At 66.7% G+C, this 16071-nt stretch carries 16 protein-coding genes and 1 pseudogene; 6 read left to right on the forward strand and 11 right to left on the reverse strand.

The features are described from left to right. Window positions 1–168 precede the first annotated feature (168 nt). The 3 genes from C9I47_RS12280 (at window position 169) to C9I47_RS12290 (ending at window position 3200) form a co-directional block, all read left to right on the forward strand. The gene (locus C9I47_RS12280; RefSeq protein ID WP_111267001.1) at window positions 169–1743 is read left to right on the forward strand and encodes a DNA-3-methyladenine glycosylase 2 family protein; all 1575 of its coding nucleotides are present in this window, start codon (window positions 169–171) and stop codon (window positions 1741–1743) included. Then, on the forward strand, window positions 1740–2267 hold the full coding sequence (locus C9I47_RS12285; protein ID WP_111267002.1) for a methylated-DNA--[protein]-cysteine S-methyltransferase: 528 nt from the start codon (window positions 1740–1742) through the stop codon (window positions 2265–2267). The genes C9I47_RS12280 and C9I47_RS12285 overlap by 4 nt, the downstream gene beginning before the upstream one ends. 117 nt (window positions 2268–2384) lie before the next feature. Further along, entirely contained in the window at window positions 2385–3200 is an 816-nt protein-coding gene (locus C9I47_RS12290) for an isocitrate lyase/PEP mutase family protein (protein WP_111267003.1), read from the forward strand. Window positions 3201–3246: 46 nt separating this feature from the next. On the opposite strand, the gene C9I47_RS12295 is transcribed toward C9I47_RS12290, so the two are convergent. Then, window positions 3247–4650, reverse strand: coding sequence for a formimidoylglutamate deiminase (locus C9I47_RS12295; protein ID WP_223250123.1), 1404 nt, complete (start codon window positions 4648–4650; stop codon window positions 3247–3249). A gap of 103 nt (window positions 4651–4753) precedes the next feature. Here C9I47_RS12295 and C9I47_RS12300 point away from each other — a divergent pair, with 103 nt between their 5' ends. Together C9I47_RS12300 and hutI are read left to right on the forward strand one after the other, a co-directional pair. Continuing rightward, window positions 4754–6103, forward strand: coding sequence for a chloride channel protein (locus C9I47_RS12300; protein ID WP_111268126.1), 1350 nt, complete (start codon window positions 4754–4756; stop codon window positions 6101–6103). Further along, a complete protein-coding gene (gene hutI, locus C9I47_RS12305; protein WP_111267004.1) occupies window positions 6096–7355 on the forward strand; it encodes an imidazolonepropionase in 1260 nt (419 codons plus the stop codon). The genes C9I47_RS12300 and hutI overlap by 8 nt, the downstream gene beginning before the upstream one ends. 7 nt (window positions 7356–7362) lie before the next feature. Here hutI and C9I47_RS12310 read toward each other — a convergent pair whose 3' ends face one another. After that, window positions 7363–8304, reverse strand: coding sequence for a LysR substrate-binding domain-containing protein (locus C9I47_RS12310; RefSeq protein WP_111267005.1), 942 nt, complete (start codon window positions 8302–8304; stop codon window positions 7363–7365). Between the two features lie 128 nt (window positions 8305–8432). Between C9I47_RS12310 and C9I47_RS12315 the strand changes: the two genes are divergently transcribed. Beyond that, window positions 8433–9554 (forward strand): hypothetical protein, encoded by a 1122-nt coding sequence (locus tag C9I47_RS12315; RefSeq protein WP_111267006.1) that lies wholly within the window; start codon window positions 8433–8435, stop codon window positions 9552–9554. A gap of 242 nt (window positions 9555–9796) precedes the next feature. Here the strand turns inward: C9I47_RS12315 and C9I47_RS17630 are convergent, their stop codons facing one another. From C9I47_RS17630 to C9I47_RS17955, 9 genes and pseudogenes are all read right to left on the reverse strand, one after another. Then, on the reverse strand, window positions 9797–10288 hold the full coding sequence (locus C9I47_RS17630) for a hypothetical protein (protein WP_145985513.1): 492 nt from the start codon (window positions 10286–10288) through the stop codon (window positions 9797–9799). Next, window positions 10288–11160, reverse strand: a complete 873-nt coding sequence (locus C9I47_RS12320; protein WP_190238502.1) for an RHS repeat-associated core domain-containing protein — start codon at window positions 11158–11160, stop codon at window positions 10288–10290. Before C9I47_RS12320 ends, C9I47_RS17630 begins: the two co-directional genes overlap by 1 nt. Window positions 11161–11624: 464 nt before the next feature. Further along, window positions 11625–11948: a hypothetical protein gene (locus C9I47_RS12325; protein WP_111267007.1), complete on the reverse strand. Its 324-nt coding sequence runs from the start codon at window positions 11946–11948 to the stop codon at window positions 11625–11627. 733 nt (window positions 11949–12681) lie between these two features. Then, a complete protein-coding gene (locus C9I47_RS17940; RefSeq protein ID WP_223250373.1) occupies window positions 12682–13422 on the reverse strand; it encodes an RHS repeat-associated core domain-containing protein in 741 nt (246 codons plus the stop codon). Then, entirely contained in the window at window positions 13419–13652 is a 234-nt protein-coding gene (locus C9I47_RS17945; protein WP_223250407.1) for a hypothetical protein, read from the reverse strand. The genes C9I47_RS17940 and C9I47_RS17945 overlap by 4 nt, the downstream gene beginning before the upstream one ends. A 233-nt stretch (window positions 13653–13885) precedes the next feature. Continuing rightward, a pseudogene (locus tag C9I47_RS17950) lies at window positions 13886–14348 on the reverse strand (transposase); the annotation flags it as partial. Window positions 14349–14458: 110 nt separating this feature from the next. Next, window positions 14459–15010: a hypothetical protein gene (locus tag C9I47_RS12345; RefSeq protein ID WP_111267008.1), complete on the reverse strand. Its 552-nt coding sequence runs from the start codon at window positions 15008–15010 to the stop codon at window positions 14459–14461. A 103-nt stretch (window positions 15011–15113) separates the two neighbouring features. Continuing rightward, window positions 15114–15734 carry an RHS repeat-associated core domain-containing protein gene (locus C9I47_RS12350; protein ID WP_223250374.1) on the reverse strand — a complete coding sequence of 207 codons (621 nt, stop codon included), beginning with the start codon at window positions 15732–15734 and terminating at the stop codon, window positions 15114–15116. After that, window positions 15731–15964, reverse strand: coding sequence for a hypothetical protein (locus tag C9I47_RS17955; RefSeq protein ID WP_223250407.1), 234 nt, complete (start codon window positions 15962–15964; stop codon window positions 15731–15733). Before C9I47_RS17955 ends, C9I47_RS12350 begins: the two co-directional genes overlap by 4 nt. Between the last annotated feature and the right edge of the window lie 107 nt (window positions 15965–16071).

Raw genomic sequence — 16071 nt, forward strand, 5'->3', positions numbered from 1 at the left:
CTGGGTGCTTGATCCGCGCGTGCGCCGTCCCTGGCACACGGCACCTCCGAGCGGGTCAGAGGTGCCCCAACGCGCCGGCGAATGAACGCGGCGACGCGAGCGCGCCGCCCGTCCATTGATGTCCGAAACTGGCGAGTCATGGGCCGTGGGCGGTGCTAGCCTGCATCCATGTCCTCGCCCACCGCCACCGCCGCTTCCGGTACCCAGCACGAGCGTCCCGGCCTGCCGGCGCAGGTCTGCGCGCAGGCCCGCCTGAGTCGCGACGTCCGCTTCGACGGGCTGTTCTTCACCGCGGTCGCGACCACCGGCATCTACTGCAGACCGGTCTGCCCGGCGCCACCGGCGCACGAGAAGAACGTCAGTTACTTCGCCAATGCCGCCGCGGCCGAAGCGGCCGGCTACCGGCCCTGCCTGCGCTGCCGCCCCGAACTGTCGCCTGCCGACGGCCACTGGCGCCGCGGCGACGCCGCGGTCGCGCGCGCGATCCGGCTGATCGACGAAGGCCTGCTCGCCGATGCGCCGGTGTCGGCGCTGGCCGAACGCGTGCACCTGGGCGAGCGGCAACTGCGGCGGCTGTTCGTCGAACGTCTCGGCGCCGCGCCGCTCGGCGTGCACGCGACCCGGCGCCTGCTGTTCGCCAAGCAATTGCTGACCGAGACCGACCTGGCGATCACCGATGTCGCGATGGCCGCCGGCTTCGGCAGCCTGCGCCGCTTCAACACCACCTTCAAGGAGGCCTACCGGATGGCGCCGCGCGAACTGCGCAGGCGCCCGGGCGCCACCCGCGACGAGACCCTGACCCTGCGCCTGGGCTACCGCCCGCCCTACGACCTGGAGGCGATGCTCGACTTCCTGCGCGGCCGCGCGCTGCCGGGCGTCGAAGTGGTCGATGCCCACGGCTACCAGCGCGTGATCGCTCCGAGCGGCGGCAATGCGGCGCCCGGCTGGCTGCGGGTCGGGGCCTGGCCGGATCGCGAGCCCGCGCTGAAACTGGAACTGCACGCGGTACCGCCCTTGCAGTTGCAGACGGTGGTGACACGGGTGCGGCGGATGTTCGACCTCGATGCCGACCCGCAGGCAATCGCCGACACGCTCGCGGCCGACGCGCGACTGCGACCGCTGCTGCGGCAGCGTCCCGGACTGCGCCTGCCCAGCGGCTGGGACGGCTTCGAGATCGCGGTACGCGCGATCATCGGCCAGCAGGTCAGCGTCGCCGCCGCGCGCACCGTCACCGCACGCCTGGCCGCACGCCTGGGCACCACCTTCGAGACACCGCTGGCCGACGGCCTGACCCACCTGTTCCCGACCCCGGCCGCGCTCGCCGAGGCCGACTTCGACGGCATCGGCCTGACCCGGGCGCGCGCGGCGACGGTCCGAACGATCGCCTGCGCCCTGCTCGACGGCCGCGTCGACTTCCGTCCGGAGCAGACCCTGGAGGAGTTCGTCGAACGCTGGACCGCGCTGCCCGGCATCGGTCCCTGGACCGCCCAGTACATCGCCCTGCGCGCGCTCGCGCATCCGGACGCGTTTCCGGCCGAGGACCTGGTCCTGCAGAAGACCCTGCCCACCGACGGCTCGCGACTGAGCGCCAAGGCCCTGGGCAGGCACGCCGAAGCCTGGCGTCCGTGGCGCGGCTACGCCGTGATCCATCTGTGGCGCGAAGCGGCCAAGGCCGCCGAAACCGAGAGAACCGCCAGGACCGCGCCTTCCCGTCCCGCCGCCAAGCGGAGGAAAACCGCATGAACGCTCCCGCCCCGATCTTCCACCGCCTGTACGACAGCCCGGTCGGCCCGCTGCGGATCGCCGCCTCCGACGTCGGCGTGCACGCGATCGAGTTCCACGCCCAGCGCCACCCGGTGCCGCGCGACGCGCGCTGGCAGGCCGGCGAGCACCCGCTGCTGGATGCGGTGGCCGCGCAGCTGGACGACTACTTCGCCGGACGCCGCACCGGGTTCGACCTGCCGCTGGCGCCGGAAGGCACCGCCTTCCAGCGCAGCGTCTGGCTGGAGCTGGCGCGCATCCCGTATGGCAGCACGGTCAGCTATGCGCAGATGGCCTCGCGGGTCGGGCGCCCGGCCGCGGTGCGCGCGGTCGGCGCCGCCAACGGCCGCAACCCGCTGCCGATCGTGCTGCCCTGCCACCGGGTGATCGGCGCCGACGGCTCGCTGACCGGCTTCGGCGGCGGGCTGCCGACCAAGCAGTTCCTGCTCGAACTCGAGGGCGCGTTGCCGAAGGCCGCGATCGCCGACGACCTGTTCGCCGCCTGAGACGCCCCCGGCGCACGTCGCAACGCATGCGACCGCAGTGCCCCATAACGGCAAGCGGTCGCGACCCTTCGCGGCCGGGATGCCCTACCTGCCCCTACCCCTACGAAGGATGAGCCGATGTCCGCTTCCGCCCGCACCGAACAGCACGCCCGCTTCCTCGCCCTGCATCGCGCGGCAAGCCCGCTGCTGATCGCCAACGCCTGGGATGCCGCCAGCGCGGCGCTGTGGGAGCACGCCGGTGCGCCGGCGATCGGCACCAGCAGCGCGGCAATGGCCTGGGCCTGCGGCCACGCCGACGGCGGCACCCTGCCGCGCGCCGCGCTGATGGACAAGGTCCGCGAGATCGTGCGCGTGACCACGGTGCCGGTCAGCATCGACATCGAGGACGGCTACAGCGACGACCCGGCCGAGGTCGCGGCGCTGGTCGCTGAAGTCGCCGCCGCCGGCGCTGTCGGCATCAATCTCGAGGACGGCGCCGACGCGCCCGAGCTGTTGGCCGCGAAGCTGCGCGCGATCCGCAGCGCACTGGACGGACAACCGCTGTTCGTCAATGCCCGCACCGATGTCTACCTGCGCGGCATGGCCGACGGCGAGGCCGCGGTGGCGATGACCCTGGAACGGCTGGCGCTGTACGCGGCGGCCGGCGCCGACGGCGCCTTCGTCCCCTGCATCGCCGATCTCGGCCAGATCGCCGCGGTCGCCGCCGGCACCGCGATGCCGTTGAACGTGATGGCGATGCCCGGACTGCCGCCGCTGGCCGCACTGCGGGAGGCCGGCGTGAGCCGGATCAGCGCCGGCGAGGGCGTGTTCCAGCACGCGTTCGCCGCCGGCCTGGACGCGGTGCGCGGCTTCCTGGGCGGCGACACCGCACGCAGGCTCGACACCGCGGTGCCCTACGGCGAACTCAACGCGCTGTTCGCGCGCGATCGCTGAGCGCGACCCGAACCGCCGCCGGGCCTCCGGATACGCGAAGTCCCGCTCAGTCCGGCATCAGCGCGGCCAGCGCATCCCGATAGCGGGCGGCGATCGCCTCGCGATCGCGATGATGGCCGCCCGCGACCACGCGCTGGCCGCCGACATGGACCTCGTCGACAAGGTTGCGGTTGCCGCTGAAGATCCAGCGGTCGAGCAGGTCCTCGGCGTCGGCGCCGGCCAATTGCGGAGCGGCGCTGTCCAGCACCACCGCATCGGCGACCTGGCCGGCCTCCAGGGTGCCGATGGCGTGGCCGGACGAGGACGCGGCACTGGCGGCGACGCCGCGCAACAGGGTCTCGCCGACGCTGGGCGTATCGGCGGCGACCGCGATGTTGCGGCGGCGGGTGACCAGGCGCTGGCCGTACTCCAGCCAGCGCAGCTCCTCGACCGGCGACACTGAGATATGCGAGTCGGAGCCGATGCCCCAGCGGCCGCCGGCATCGAGAAACTCGCGCAACGGGAACAGGCCGTCGCCGAGGTTGGCCTCGGTGGTCGGGCAGATCGCGACGGTCGCGCCGCTGCGGGCGATGCCGGCCACTTCGGCGGCATCCAGATGGGTCGCATGGACCAGGGTCCAGCGCGCGTCGACCTCGGCGTTGTCGAGCAGCCACTGCACCGGTCGCGCGCCGCGCAGCGCGACGCAGTCCTCGACCTCGGCGACCTGCTCGGCGATATGGATATGGACCGGCATCGCCGGCGGCAGGGCCGCGAGCACGGTCCGCATCGCCTGCGCCGGTACCGCGCGCAGGCTGTGCAGCGCGCAACCGACATGGAGCATGTCGCCGGCGTCCTCGCACAGGCAATCGATCAGATGCAGGTAGGCATCGACATCGTGGCCGAAGCGGCGTTGCCGCTCGCCCAGCGCGGCGCCGTCGAAGCCGGCGCTCATGTACAGCACCGGCAGCAGGGTCATGCGGATGCCGGTATCGCGCGCCGCCGCGACCAGCGCCTGCGACATCGCCGCCGGGTCCGAGTACGGACGGCCGTCGGGCGCATGGTGCAGGTAGTGGAACTCGCAGACCGTGGTGTAGCCGGCTTCGAGCATCTCCGCATAGAGCTGGGCGGCGACCGCGTACAGCGTGTCCGGCCCCAGGCGCGCGGCGAAGTGGTACATCGTCTCGCGCCAGGTCCAGAACGAATCGGCCTCGGCATCCTGACGACCGCGGGTCTGCCGCTCCGCCATACCGGCCATGGCGCGCTGGAACGCGTGCGAGTGCAGGTTGGCGATGCCCGGCACCACGATGCGGCTGCGCGTGTGGCGATGGAAGCGTCCGCCCTCGGCGACCGGGACGATCCCTTCGATGCGGCCGTGGCCGTCGACTTCGGCGCGCACGCCCTCGCGCCAGCCCGACGGCTGGCCGTCGCCAGGACTCCAGAACATGCCCGAGGGGATCGTGTTGCGGCTCATCGGCGGAATTCGCGTCGTTGCTGTCGGTGCACGATTGTCGCGCATTTGCCGCGCGGCGGTGGCGCGGGACCGGCGACCACGACACATGGCCTACAATGTCGCGATGGCTTCCAGCGCTCCCACACCGCCCGATCCCGACGGAGACGGTCCGGCCCAGCTGTGGTCGCGCGAAGCCTGGAAGCGACGGCTTGCGCTGTGGGGCGGCGCGATCGCGGTGGCGCTGGCGGCGATCGTGTTCGCCAAGATCGGCGACGCCGCATTCGAGGTCTTCCTGAAGGTCACCGGCCATTCGCCGTGGTGGGCACTGCTGCTGACGCCGGCCACCTTCGCCGCGCTGGCCTGGACGACCCGCGGCGGCCTGGCCGCGACCCGCGGCAGCGGCATCCCGCAGGTGATCGCATCGCTGCGGATCGGCCGTGACGAGTTCCGCGCCGCGCAGCTCTCGCTGAAGGTCTCCGCGCTCAAGCTGCTGCTGACCGTGGTATCACTGCTGGGCGGCGCGTCGGTCGGACGCGAAGGCCCGACCGTGCACGTCGGCGCCGGCATCATGCACGCGATCGGCCGACGCCTGGGCTACAGCGACCCCTACCAGGCCTCGCGCTTCCTGCTCGCCGGCGGCGCCGCCGGCATCGCCGCCGCATTCAACACGCCGCTGGCCGGCGTGGTGTTCGCGATCGAGGAACTCAGCGGCGCATTCGAGCAGCGCTTCTCCGGCACCCTGCTGACCGCGGTGATCGTCGGCGGCGTGGTGTCGATGGGCCTGCTCGGCGACTACGCCTATTTCGGCCATATCGCCGCACGCCTGCCGCTCGGCCAGGGCTGGCTGGCGATCCTCGCCTGCGGGGTGCTGTGCGGCGTATTGGGCGGACTGTTCTCGCGCATCGTGATCGCCGCCGCCGACGGTCGCCCGCGCTGGCTCGGACGCTTGCGCGGCCGGCACCCGGTGTGGTTCTCCACCGCCTGCGGACTGGCGCTGGCGCTGCTGGGCATCGCCCTGGGCGGCAGCGTGTTCGGCACCGGCTACGAACAGGCGCAGGCGCTGCTGGTACGTCACGACGCCCCGGGCGCCGAGTTCGGCATCGCCAAGTTCGCCGCCAACCTGGTCTCCTACCTGGCCGGCATTCCCGGCGGTCTGTTCTCGCCGGCACTGGCCGTCGGCGCCGGGCTGGGCGACAACCTCACCGGGCTGTTCCCCGGCGTCGACCCGTCGGCGATCGTGTTGCTGGGCATGTGCGCCTACCTGGCCGGGGTGACCCAGGCGCCGCTGACCTCGGCGGTGATCTCGATGGAACTGACCGACAATCACGAACTGCTGCTGCCGATTCTCGCCACCGTGCTGATCGCCCGCGCCTGTTCCAGCCTGTGTTGCCCGACCCCGATCTACAAGGCGCTGGCGCAGCGACTGGCGCCCCGCCTGCAACCTCCACCGACGACGAAGCCCGCCGATGACTGAGACCGCCTCCCCCGATTCTCGCTCCGCAGATACCGGCGACGCACGCTGGGACGGCCTGATCGTCGGTGTCTCGCTCGCCACCCTGGACGGCGCCGACGGCTACGGCGGCATTGCCGACGCCGCACTGGGCTGGCGCGGCGGGCGCCTGACCTATGTCGGTCCCCGCGCCCGACTGCCCGGCCCGGAGGACGCCCTGGCCGACGAACTGATCGAGGCGCGCGGCTGGATCACCCCCGGCCTGGTCGACTGCCACACCCACGTGGTGTTCGCCGGCGACCGCGCGCGCGAGTTCGAGATGCGCCTGCGCGGCGAGAGCTACGAGGCGATCGCGCGCGCCGGCGGCGGCATCCTGTCGACCGTGCGCGCGGTCCGCGAGGCCGACGAGGACACCCTGCTGGCGCAGTCGCTGCCACGCGCCAAGGCGCTGGTCGCCGACGGCGTGACCACGCTGGAGATCAAGTCCGGCTACGGCCTGGACCTGGCCAGCGAGCGTCGGATGCTGCGGGTCGCGCGCCGGCTCGGCGAAGCGCTCGGCATCACGGTGCGCACGACCTGTCTGGCCGCGCACGCGCTGCCGCCGGAATTCAGCGACGACGCCGACGGCTACATCGACGCGGTGATCGAATGGCTGCCGGTGCTGCACGGCGAAGGCCTGGTCGATGCGGTCGATGCGTTCTGCGAAGGCATCGGCTTCAGCCCGGACCAGACCCGACGCCTGTTCGAGGCCGCGCGCGCGCTCGGTCTGCCGGTCAAGTTGCACGCCGACCAGCTCAGCGACCTCGGCGGCGCCGGGCTGGCGGCCGCGTTCGACGGCCTGTCCGCCGACCATGTCGAGTACACCAGCGAAGACAGCGTGCGCGCGATGGCCGCGCACGGCACCGTCGCGGTACTGCTGCCTGGCGCCTTCCACGTACTGCGCGAGACCAGGCTGCCACCGCTGGACGCGTTCCGTGCGCACGGCGTGCCGATGGCGGTCGCGACCGACTGCAATCCCGGCACCGCGCCGCTGCTGTCGCTGCGCCAGGCGATGCAACTGTCCTGCACCCATTTCCGGCTGACGCCCGAAGAAGCGCTGCGCGGCGCCACCACGCACGCCGCGCGCGCGCTCGGCCTGGACGACCGTGGTGTACTGCGGGCCGGCGCCCGCGCCGACTTCGTGCTGTGGGACATCGCGCATCCGGCCGAGCTGGGCTACTGGCTCGGCGGCCGCCTGTGCCGCGGAGTGTTCGCCGGCGGGCGACTGATCGCCTGAGGCGCGCTCAATCGACCGTGGCGGCGACCGCGCGGCGGACGTAGCCGCGCGCCTCGCGCATCGCTCCGGCGGCCTGGTCGAGCAGCCAGTCGCGGAATGCGGCGATCTTGCGGCTGTCGTGGCGGGCGAGCGGATAGACGAACCAGAAGCGGCGCCCGTCGGCGGCGACGAAGTCGTGCGCGGGCACCAGCCGGCCGGCCTCCAACTCGTCGCGGAACAGGATCGGCGAACCGATCGCCACACCATGGCCGGCCACCGCCGCGGCGATGTCCAGATACTCGGCCGACAGGCTGGTGCCGAAACGCCCGCCCAGTTCGACCTCGTGCAGGCCACGCGCCCGGTACCAGCAGCGCCACCACTCCGGCCGCCCCAGCAACGGCAGCGGCATCGGCCTGGCGGGGTCGTCGATCGCCCGCGCCACCTCCAGCAACTGCGGCGCGCACAGCGGCATGAAGATGCTGGGAAACAGCTCCTGCGCGCGCAGCCCGGCCCAGTCGCCGTGACCGTTGCGGATCGCCGCATCGAACGGGCCGTCGACCAGGTCCTGGGCGTCGGCCGACAGGTCCAGCTCGACCGTGATCTGCGGATGCAGGCGACGGAAGCCGCCCAAACGCGGCGTCAGCCAACTGGTGCCCATGCTCGGCAGCGCGGTCAACGACAGGCAGGCTTCGTCGGTCTCCGCCGCCTTGATGAAGCAGGCGCTCAGGGCCGCGAACGCCTGGCTGGCCTCCTGCGCCACCAGCCGGCCGGCCCGGGTCAGCTCGACCCGCTGCGGATGACGCCGGAACAGGCGCACCCCGACCTGCTGTTCGAGCCGGCGCACGTGGTAGCTGACCGAGGCGGCGGTGGTGTCCAGTTCCCGCGCCGCCGGGGCGAACCCGCCCAGACGCGCGGCCGCTTCGAACGCGCGGATCGAGGGCAGCGATGGCAGGCGGCGGTATCCGACCATAAGCGAGGCTTAGCCTAGCGCCTCGTATTCGGGTCGTCGACAGCGACGATGCCGACCAAGATCGGGACACCGCGTCGAGCGGCGTCCACAGCGGCCGCCGGTACCCGACGCCCCTCCAGGGAGCCGCCATGAATCCGCCATTCGACCCGCCGCACGATGACCGTTTCTCGCCGCCTCGGCGCCGTTTCCTGACCGCGGCGGCGATCGCCGGCGGCGCCGCGGCGCTGGGCCTGCAGCCGTCGATACGCGCTGCCCGCGCCGCGATCGACCGCCTGGATGCCCCCCATGCACGCGACTGGGAATGGCTGCGCGGCAACTGGGACGTCCACCACCGCAGGCTCAAGGAACGCCTGGTCGGCGACACCCGCTGGGAGGAGTTCGCCGGTCGCAGTGCGATGTGGCTGACGATGGGCGGCCTGGGCACGATCGACGACAACAGCCTCGACCTGCCCGGCGACGCCTACCGCGGACTGGGGCTGCGGGTGTTCGATCCGGGCAGCGGGACGTGGGCGATCTGGTGGCTGGACGGCCGCAATCCGACCCGGATCGAACCGGCGGTGCGCGGCGGCTTCGACGGCGACACCGGCACCTTCAGCGGTCGCAACACCCTCAGGGGCCAGCCGATCCTGATGCGCTTCCGCTGGCACGACATCCACGGCGAACGCCCGTGGTGGGAGCAGGCGTTCTCGCCCGACGACGGCGCCAGCTGGGAGGTGAACTGGCGCAACTGGTTCACCCGCACCTCGGCAACGCCGCATCCACTGCCGATGCGCGCGGACGCGCCGACCGACTTCAGCTTTATCGCCGGCCGCTGGAAGGTATGGAACCGGCGTCTGCGCGAACGCCTGGTCGGCAACGACGACTGGGACGAGTTCCCCGGCACCCTGCACAACTGGCCGGTGCTGGGCGGTTACGGCAACGTCGGCGACAACGTGATGCACTTCCCCGGCGGCGACGTGCGCGGGGTCAGCGTGCGCAGCTACGACGCCGGCACCGGCCAGTGGCTGAGCTGGTGGATCGACAACCGCGACCCCTCGCGGCTGGAGCCGCCGGTGAAGGGGCGCTTCACCGGTGGCGGCGACAACCGTCTCCTGATCGGCGACGACACCCTGCGCGGACAGCCGATCAAGACCCGGGTGATCTGGTCGCATATCAGCGCCGATTCGGCGCGCTGGGAGCAGGCCTGTTCCGCCGACGGCGGCCAGACCTGGGAAGTGAACTGGACCAGCGACTTCACCCGCATCGGCTGACCGCGGCCCGGCGCCGGGCGAAGGGGCTCTGCTCCTCGCTGAACTTCGACTTGCAGCAGGCGTCTTGGGGCTGGAGTGTCGCCCAATCCTCTAGTACTGGCTGACCCGATCCATTGGGGGAGAGATCAAAAGGAAGCCGAGATAGCTGTATCGAGCCAGCCACCGTTCACGGACACTCGTCATGGCAGAGCTGACGTCTTTCCGCGCAGAATCAAGCCTGTATGCGGCCATGGGCGACATCCTCAGGGGGCATCAGCGCCGGGATCGCTTCCATGGCTGCGTTCTTTGTGGCCGCTCATACCTGCAAGCGCGTCTTTGAGCGCATCTCGACTCGCGGGATTCAACTTGCATGGGTGGCCATTGCCCGGCCACTCATAGAAATGGAACCGGGATGCCGCCCAGGTGCCCACCAGTTCACCGCTGACGTACTCGCGTACAAGCAAGTACACATCAACCTGGTCCCTTTTCACCTCCTGATCGGCCTCGCAACTCAACGAGATCAATCTATTAATATCCCTGATCTCGCCTTTATCAATGACGACGGCCCGGAAGCTCGCAGACCTGATCAGGTCCTCCGTTGAGTATCGAATGGGAGCCAGCGCATCGAAATCCCGGTAATAGATCTCGACTCGATCCACAAGGAGGCCTGGCTCTGGGTCAGAAGCTTCTGGACTGCACCCCATTAAACAAAGCACTGTCATCAACAGAGCCGATCGGCTCATATTGGCCATCATCACCCACACTCCCGAACTGGACACCTAGCCTCTACAGGCTTTCCAGAGTGATCCCCACGCTGAGGCTCCTGTAGACGCTGAGCTGCTGGCCGTTCGTAGTCCTCAATGACATTCCGCTCTTCCTGAGTACCATACTGACTGTCAAAAGTGTTCGCATCCATGGCAATGCTATCGCCAAAAATATCGTTCATTGCATGCTCGAACTCGTGCCCCAGACTAAGCGCTGGCGAAATGACGCCCCTCTCCCCGTTCGTAGAATCGATTACCTCGATTGCGCCTTGATCAGCCCAAGTCACCTCATTGGTTTCAGGGTTGTAATTGGTCTGGGCTGCGTTCGTGCGATCAGCTGCCGGCTTCACGGTAACGACGATGTCGCTGGCATGGATGGCACCGATCCCATTGGCCGCTCTCCCAGAGTTGAGATAGCGAACGGCCCTAGAAAAGTTCCTCATGAACTGAGGCGGAGCTCCCGGAGCAAATCTAATCTCACGTCCATCCGGATCAGTAAATCGATATGGGTTATTGCTCGCATACCAGTATCGATTGAATGCATCAAGTGGATTCCCATAAGCTGCCACCGGATCAGCCGACAAAAACCGCCCGATATCCTCGTCGTAATAGCGCTGCTGCGCGTAGATCAGCCCGGTTGCGGCATCGCCGACATGTCCGGTATAGGCGGGGCCGTCGTCCAGCGGCTTACTGCTCCTGCCGTAGGGTTCGTACTCGTTGCGCTCGATGACGTTGCGGTTGGCATCGGTCTCCACCACCGGGCTGCCCAGCGCGTCGGTGTGGATGTAGGTCACCGTCTGCGCCTGGGCAGGCAGCCCGAGCGCGGTCGTCCACAGCAGGATTGTCAGAAGCCAGTTACGCATCGCTTGTCCTTGTTGCCTGACCGGCTCGTGACACCTGAGCGGCCGTCTTGTTGTTGATCGATTCAGTGCCCCGTCAATCTGGAATGCTCTGGCCTTGAGGCCTCGTATCCCGTCCTCTTTCCATCCACTCACGTCGCCTTACTGCGGCGAGACATGGTTGCAACCACGCTGTCTGGACCATGGCGCGGTCCGCGAACAGTCGGTCAGCAGCGGATCTTCGTAGCGGCGTTCAGCCCAAGCGTTGTAGGCATTCGCCAGTCAGCAGGTTGCATACGTCGTGAACCGGCGATACTCCGTCGATAGTGACGTTCACGCTGCCGCTGGCATCAAGGGCCGGATAGGCCAACTTGGCCTGACATGGAACTGGGCATCGGCATGGACAACGGGCAGCCGACCGGGTCACAGGGCCGCCAGGACAACCACCAATCGCGACATTCCCCGAAGTCCTCGGGACTCAAGCGCCACTAATGTATGGCGACGGCCTGCAAGACCATCGCGCTGCCCTGGCAACCGTCCACATACAGGTCCACCTGTGCCCCGGACTGCTGCGCCGCCACCAGCAGCGTGAGCATCTCCTTGAGCAAGGGGTGGTTGAGATTGATCCGGTACTGCGTGCCACCGCAGCCCTCCTCGACCGGAGCAGCGTTCACCGAGTGCACATAGATCGCTTCGGCTCCCCAGCCCGTACCGATCCGGGCGATGGTATGGCCAGTGTTGTTGCGCGCGGCTGCGCATGGGAAGGAGAGCAAGAGCACGGCAAGCGCTCCCCATAGGGCCTTGATCGTCATTCAATCGTCCTCAATCGCCTGAAAATTCTACATGTCCGGCCATGCGCATGGCGGACACCAATCGTAACAGGCCAGACACGCCTGCCTATTTCGTGATCCTGGTGCATACAGGCGGCTATCCGATTGCCTGCCGGGGCGCAAGAGCACCCGTCGGAACCGCTCGCACCTGCTGGCACTGCGTCACTGCATCCAGCGCCCTCGCGTCATGCCTTCGCTGCTCGATCAACCGGGCCATCCTCGTTGCTGCTTATTGACCAGGGCAGATGCCGACCCCAGTCGGCAAGAATAGTTCACTTATCCATTTGGTCACACGAACAAATGAACCTGACACCATTTTCCCCATCCGCATGCACTCGGCACTGGACTACCAATCACCGGTGCAGGCGGAGAGGAACTATCTATCGGTCAGGCTTGTATCCTGACTACCTGTCTGTGAAAGCCGGGGCAGTCCAACCTGACCCCATTTCCCGGATCGATGTGGTCGCCGGACGCTTACCTTACAACTCCGTTACCGTCCCAACGACCTCCCCCCTCCAAACGAGTTCATCCCCTGGCTCGCGAACAATTATCGTTGCAAAAAGATCACCGTCAGACACAACCAGCTCCAAACCGGCGACAAGGCTAATTGATCTCGCGGCAAGGTCGTTCGTAGTGCCAGTGTTATTAAGGCGCAAGAAGCCATCTGCATCCCTGTTGTTGAAATCTGCATAGATGTAATTCATTTGAACCGATCTCAAAATTTGGCTCGCTCTGCGGCCGGAACGGGGTTGGGCTGAACTGCCATAAGTTCAGCTGCCTTTTCAGGTGCAAGGCCGGTGACCGTCGCATGATTTGGCGACCTGCCTCCAGTAGATATTACGTCGCCGCCAGCGGCGCGCACTTGGCCCACTGTTGTTACGCCAACCTGATTGTGCTGGACGTTGGTGCATAGCTGACACAACGAAGCACCGTTAGCGCTTTCTGCCGAAAATCCGGTCACACCAGCTGGATGTGTACCAATTCCCTTGGCGAGGCCTTCGGCTGAGTTTGCACCCGCAGTTGATCCACCACGCACCACCAACGCACCGTCGGCTAGCCGCTTCTCTGTGGAAACCAGGCAGCCCGCACCCAACCCTCGCACCCCACCTGCCGCACCGGTTCCAGCCGACATCGCAATTGCGATATACAACACAACGTCTTCGACGCTATGCGGCTGACTGAGCTCAACTCCAAACTGCTGCGCCATCATCTGACCAAAGCTGCCCCGTGCATCTGATGGGGTCATTAGCCAGTCAAAGAGTGGCACTCCAGTGGACGGCAGCTGTACATTTCCACGGGACTGCCGACCATCTGGATCGGTGAACCTGTACGGATTGTTATTCGCATACACATAGCGATTGAAACTCGCACCCGTGTTCGGATTCGCGGCAACAGGATCGACGCTGAGAAACCGCCCGATATCCTCGTCGTAATAGCGCTGCTGCGCGTAGATCAGCCCGGTTGCGGCATCGTCGACGTGTCCGGTATAGCCGGGGCCGTCGTCCGTGGCTGATTGCTCCTGCCGTACGGCTCGTACTCGTTGCGCTCGATGACGTTGCGGTTGGCGTCGGTCTCCACCACCGGACTGCCGAGGGCGTCGGTGTGGATATAGGTCACCGTCTGGGCCTGGGCCGGTAGGCACAACGCGCTCATCCAGCACAAGACTGTCAGTACCCTGTTACGCATCGCTATTCCCTTGTCCTTTGAAAATCGCTGCCCCCTTCCCAATGCCAGGCCCGAGCAGAACTGGAAATTTCGGCCTTGGGTTGGGAAGTGAATCGGGCGGCGAACTCGGCCGGCGGGACATCGCCGATCGACGAGTGCGTCCGGAGAGATCGTAATCGCCCCTCCAGCTTTCGATCTTCCGGCGGGCGTCATTCAGTGACAGGTCAGACGCGGGCACTTGCGCCGCAGATTGAGTTCAGCCTGCGAAAGCCGTAGCGGACCCGCGTGGCGGCAACCTCCTGATCCGCCGAAGCAGTGGGCCATCATCGCTATCCTGGGGTTGGTAGCACCACGCCGAACGACTCTGCTTAACCACGCTGCAGGCATGGCGCACACCAATGCGGTATCGATCGATCAGATGGCCCACGAGCGTCTTGCGCTGCGCGGGCCTCAGAGCTTTTTTGACAGCACGTCCTGCAGCATGACCTTGTCCAGGCTCAGGTCGGCGACCAACTGTTTGAGCTTGCGGTTCTCCTCCTCCAGCTGACGCAGGCGGCGCAGCTCGGCCACCCCGAGGCCTCCGAACTTCTTGCGCCAAGCGTAGAACGTGGCCTGGCTGATGCCCATCTTTCGGCAGATCTCCTCCACGGTCGTGCCACTCTCGGCCTGCTTCAGAGCGAATGCGATCTGTTCTTCGGCGAACTTTGACTTCTTCATGGCGACGGGTCTCCTTCAGGCCTGAGTGTCGCCGAATTCTCTACTTCTGACTGGTCCGAATTACAGGAAGGAGGTCAGTAACAAGGCCCGCGAATGCAGGCCTTGTGCGTTCATGGAATCGGCTTAATTGCCCCCGTCCCCTTTGGTCCACGAACGAGAACCTCGAAAACGAAAGGGTACTGGATGGAATTCATTTCCATGCCATTGCGAAGATCGAGCAGCCTCAGGCACCAGCCCCCGGGCCTGCTGAGCATCGCGATTAGGTCTTCAGTACTTCCATAGCTGAAGCGGACCTCTTCATCCTCGGCCCACTCTGCGGCGAAAAGCATGAAGAATCTACCGGCCCGGTTCGCCACCATTGCCTGCTCGATCCGCCGCAATACTGCGAAGACTCCAGGCATACTTCCCTTGGTTTCCAGAAGCGTCAGTTCCGCTTCGATGGCCGGAACCATATTCACCTCTTGGTCTCTTGGAGCCCGCAACGCAAGGACCTCGCCCAGATGCATCACACTGACTAGTGAGGCAATTCCGTCCCTGACATCCGCCTCAAACGCCTCCAATCCTGGCGCATGACCGATGCCCATTTCGTCCAACACCTCGATGACCACCGCGAGCGCAGGCGAATCCTCAAGTTCAAAGGCAATACCCATCGACAGGCTCATGATCTATCTGCGACCCCGGGTTCTGATCTCGCTTCCATTTTGGCCATCATTGGCCTTGTGCAGTTCCCGAATATCTCTATTCGAGACGGGTCGGTCCGCGCCATCACCGCGAAAACGACGCCCATCCGGAGCGATGTTCATCTTGATAGGAGTCGCTGATGGCCCATTGCTTCCCGTGTCCCGATGAGCGCAGGCGTACGACGTCATTGCCATTACGGACGATTGTCGGATTGCCGTTTGCTGTGGAAACAGCACTATCCACCTGCCCTTGGATCGTACGCTCACCCGGCACGGGACGGTACCCCCTGCTCTCCAAGCCACCTCGGACTGCATTTCCAGAGCGATTCGCACTGACCCTGCCAGCGACTCCGCGGAGTGCAACACCGGTTCCGAGCGACATCGCAGTTACGGTGTACAAGACAACGTTTTCCGTGCCATGCGGCTTACTGAATTCAGATACAAGCTGCTCCCCTACCAATTGACCTGTACTGCCCCGTCCATCTGATGGATTCATAAGCCAATCAAATCGTGGTACTCCGGTAGATGGCGGATCTACATTTTCACGGAACTGCCGGCCGCCTGGGTCAGTGAATTTGTCGGGATTGCTGTTCGCGTAGCGGTAGCGATGGAACTGCGCTATCGGATCGTCATAGGCGGTCACGGGATCGACGGACAAAAACCGCCCGATATCCTCGTCGTAATAGCGCTGCTGCACGTAGATCAGCCCGGTTGCGGCATCGTCGACGTGTCCGGTATAGCCGGGGCCGTCGTCCGTGGCTGATTGCTCCTGCCGTACGGCTCGTACTCGTTGCGCTCGATGACGTTGCGGTTGGCGTCGGTCTCCACCACCGGACTGCCGAGGGCGTCGGTGTGGATATAGGTCACCGTCTGGGCCTGGGCCGGTAGGCACAACGCGCTCATCCAGCACAAGACTGTCAGTACCCTGTTACGCATCGCGTTTCCCTAGTCCTTTGAAAATCGTGACCCCTTCAGTACGCTCACAACTGCTTGTGGTCGCTCCCCCCAAAAAAAACGGCGGGCCATGCCCGCCGTTTTCGTGC

The sequence above is a fragment of the Marilutibacter maris genome (assembly GCF_003233695.1).
GTDB classification, from domain to species: domain Bacteria; phylum Pseudomonadota; class Gammaproteobacteria; order Xanthomonadales; family Xanthomonadaceae; genus Marilutibacter; species Marilutibacter maris.

What these genes read in the sequence shown, in the direction of transcription:
- C9I47_RS12280 (WP_111267001.1), top strand. Translation starts at nt 169, where the DNA reads ATGTCCTCGCCCACCGCCACCGCCGCTTCCGGTACCCAGCACGAGCGT.
- C9I47_RS12285 (WP_111267002.1), top strand. Translation starts at nt 1,740, where the DNA reads ATGAACGCTCCCGCCCCGATCTTCCACCGCCTGTACGACAGCCCGGTC.
- C9I47_RS12290 (WP_111267003.1), top strand. Translation starts at nt 2,385, where the DNA reads ATGTCCGCTTCCGCCCGCACCGAACAGCACGCCCGCTTCCTCGCCCTG.
- C9I47_RS12295 (WP_223250123.1), bottom strand. Translation starts at nt 4,650, where the DNA reads ATGAGCCGCAACACGATCCCCTCGGGCATGTTCTGGAGTCCTGGCGAC.
- C9I47_RS12300 (WP_111268126.1), top strand. Translation starts at nt 4,754, where the DNA reads ATGGCTTCCAGCGCTCCCACACCGCCCGATCCCGACGGAGACGGTCCG.
- hutI (WP_111267004.1), top strand. Translation starts at nt 6,096, where the DNA reads ATGACTGAGACCGCCTCCCCCGATTCTCGCTCCGCAGATACCGGCGAC.
- C9I47_RS12310 (WP_111267005.1), bottom strand. Translation starts at nt 8,304, where the DNA reads ATGGTCGGATACCGCCGCCTGCCATCGCTGCCCTCGATCCGCGCGTTC.
- C9I47_RS12315 (WP_111267006.1), top strand. Translation starts at nt 8,433, where the DNA reads ATGAATCCGCCATTCGACCCGCCGCACGATGACCGTTTCTCGCCGCCT.
- C9I47_RS17630 (WP_145985513.1), bottom strand. Translation starts at nt 10,288, where the DNA reads ATGATGGCCAATATGAGCCGATCGGCTCTGTTGATGACAGTGCTTTGT.
- C9I47_RS12320 (WP_190238502.1), bottom strand. Translation starts at nt 11,160, where the DNA reads ATGCGTAACTGGCTTCTGACAATCCTGCTGTGGACGACCGCGCTCGGG.
- C9I47_RS12325 (WP_111267007.1), bottom strand. Translation starts at nt 11,948, where the DNA reads ATGACGATCAAGGCCCTATGGGGAGCGCTTGCCGTGCTCTTGCTCTCC.
- C9I47_RS17945 (WP_223250407.1), bottom strand. Translation starts at nt 13,652, where the DNA reads ATGCGTAACAGGGTACTGACAGTCTTGTGCTGGATGAGCGCGTTGTGC.
- C9I47_RS12345 (WP_111267008.1), bottom strand. Translation starts at nt 15,010, where the DNA reads ATGAGCCTGTCGATGGGTATTGCCTTTGAACTTGAGGATTCGCCTGCG.
- C9I47_RS17955 (WP_223250407.1), bottom strand. Translation starts at nt 15,964, where the DNA reads ATGCGTAACAGGGTACTGACAGTCTTGTGCTGGATGAGCGCGTTGTGC.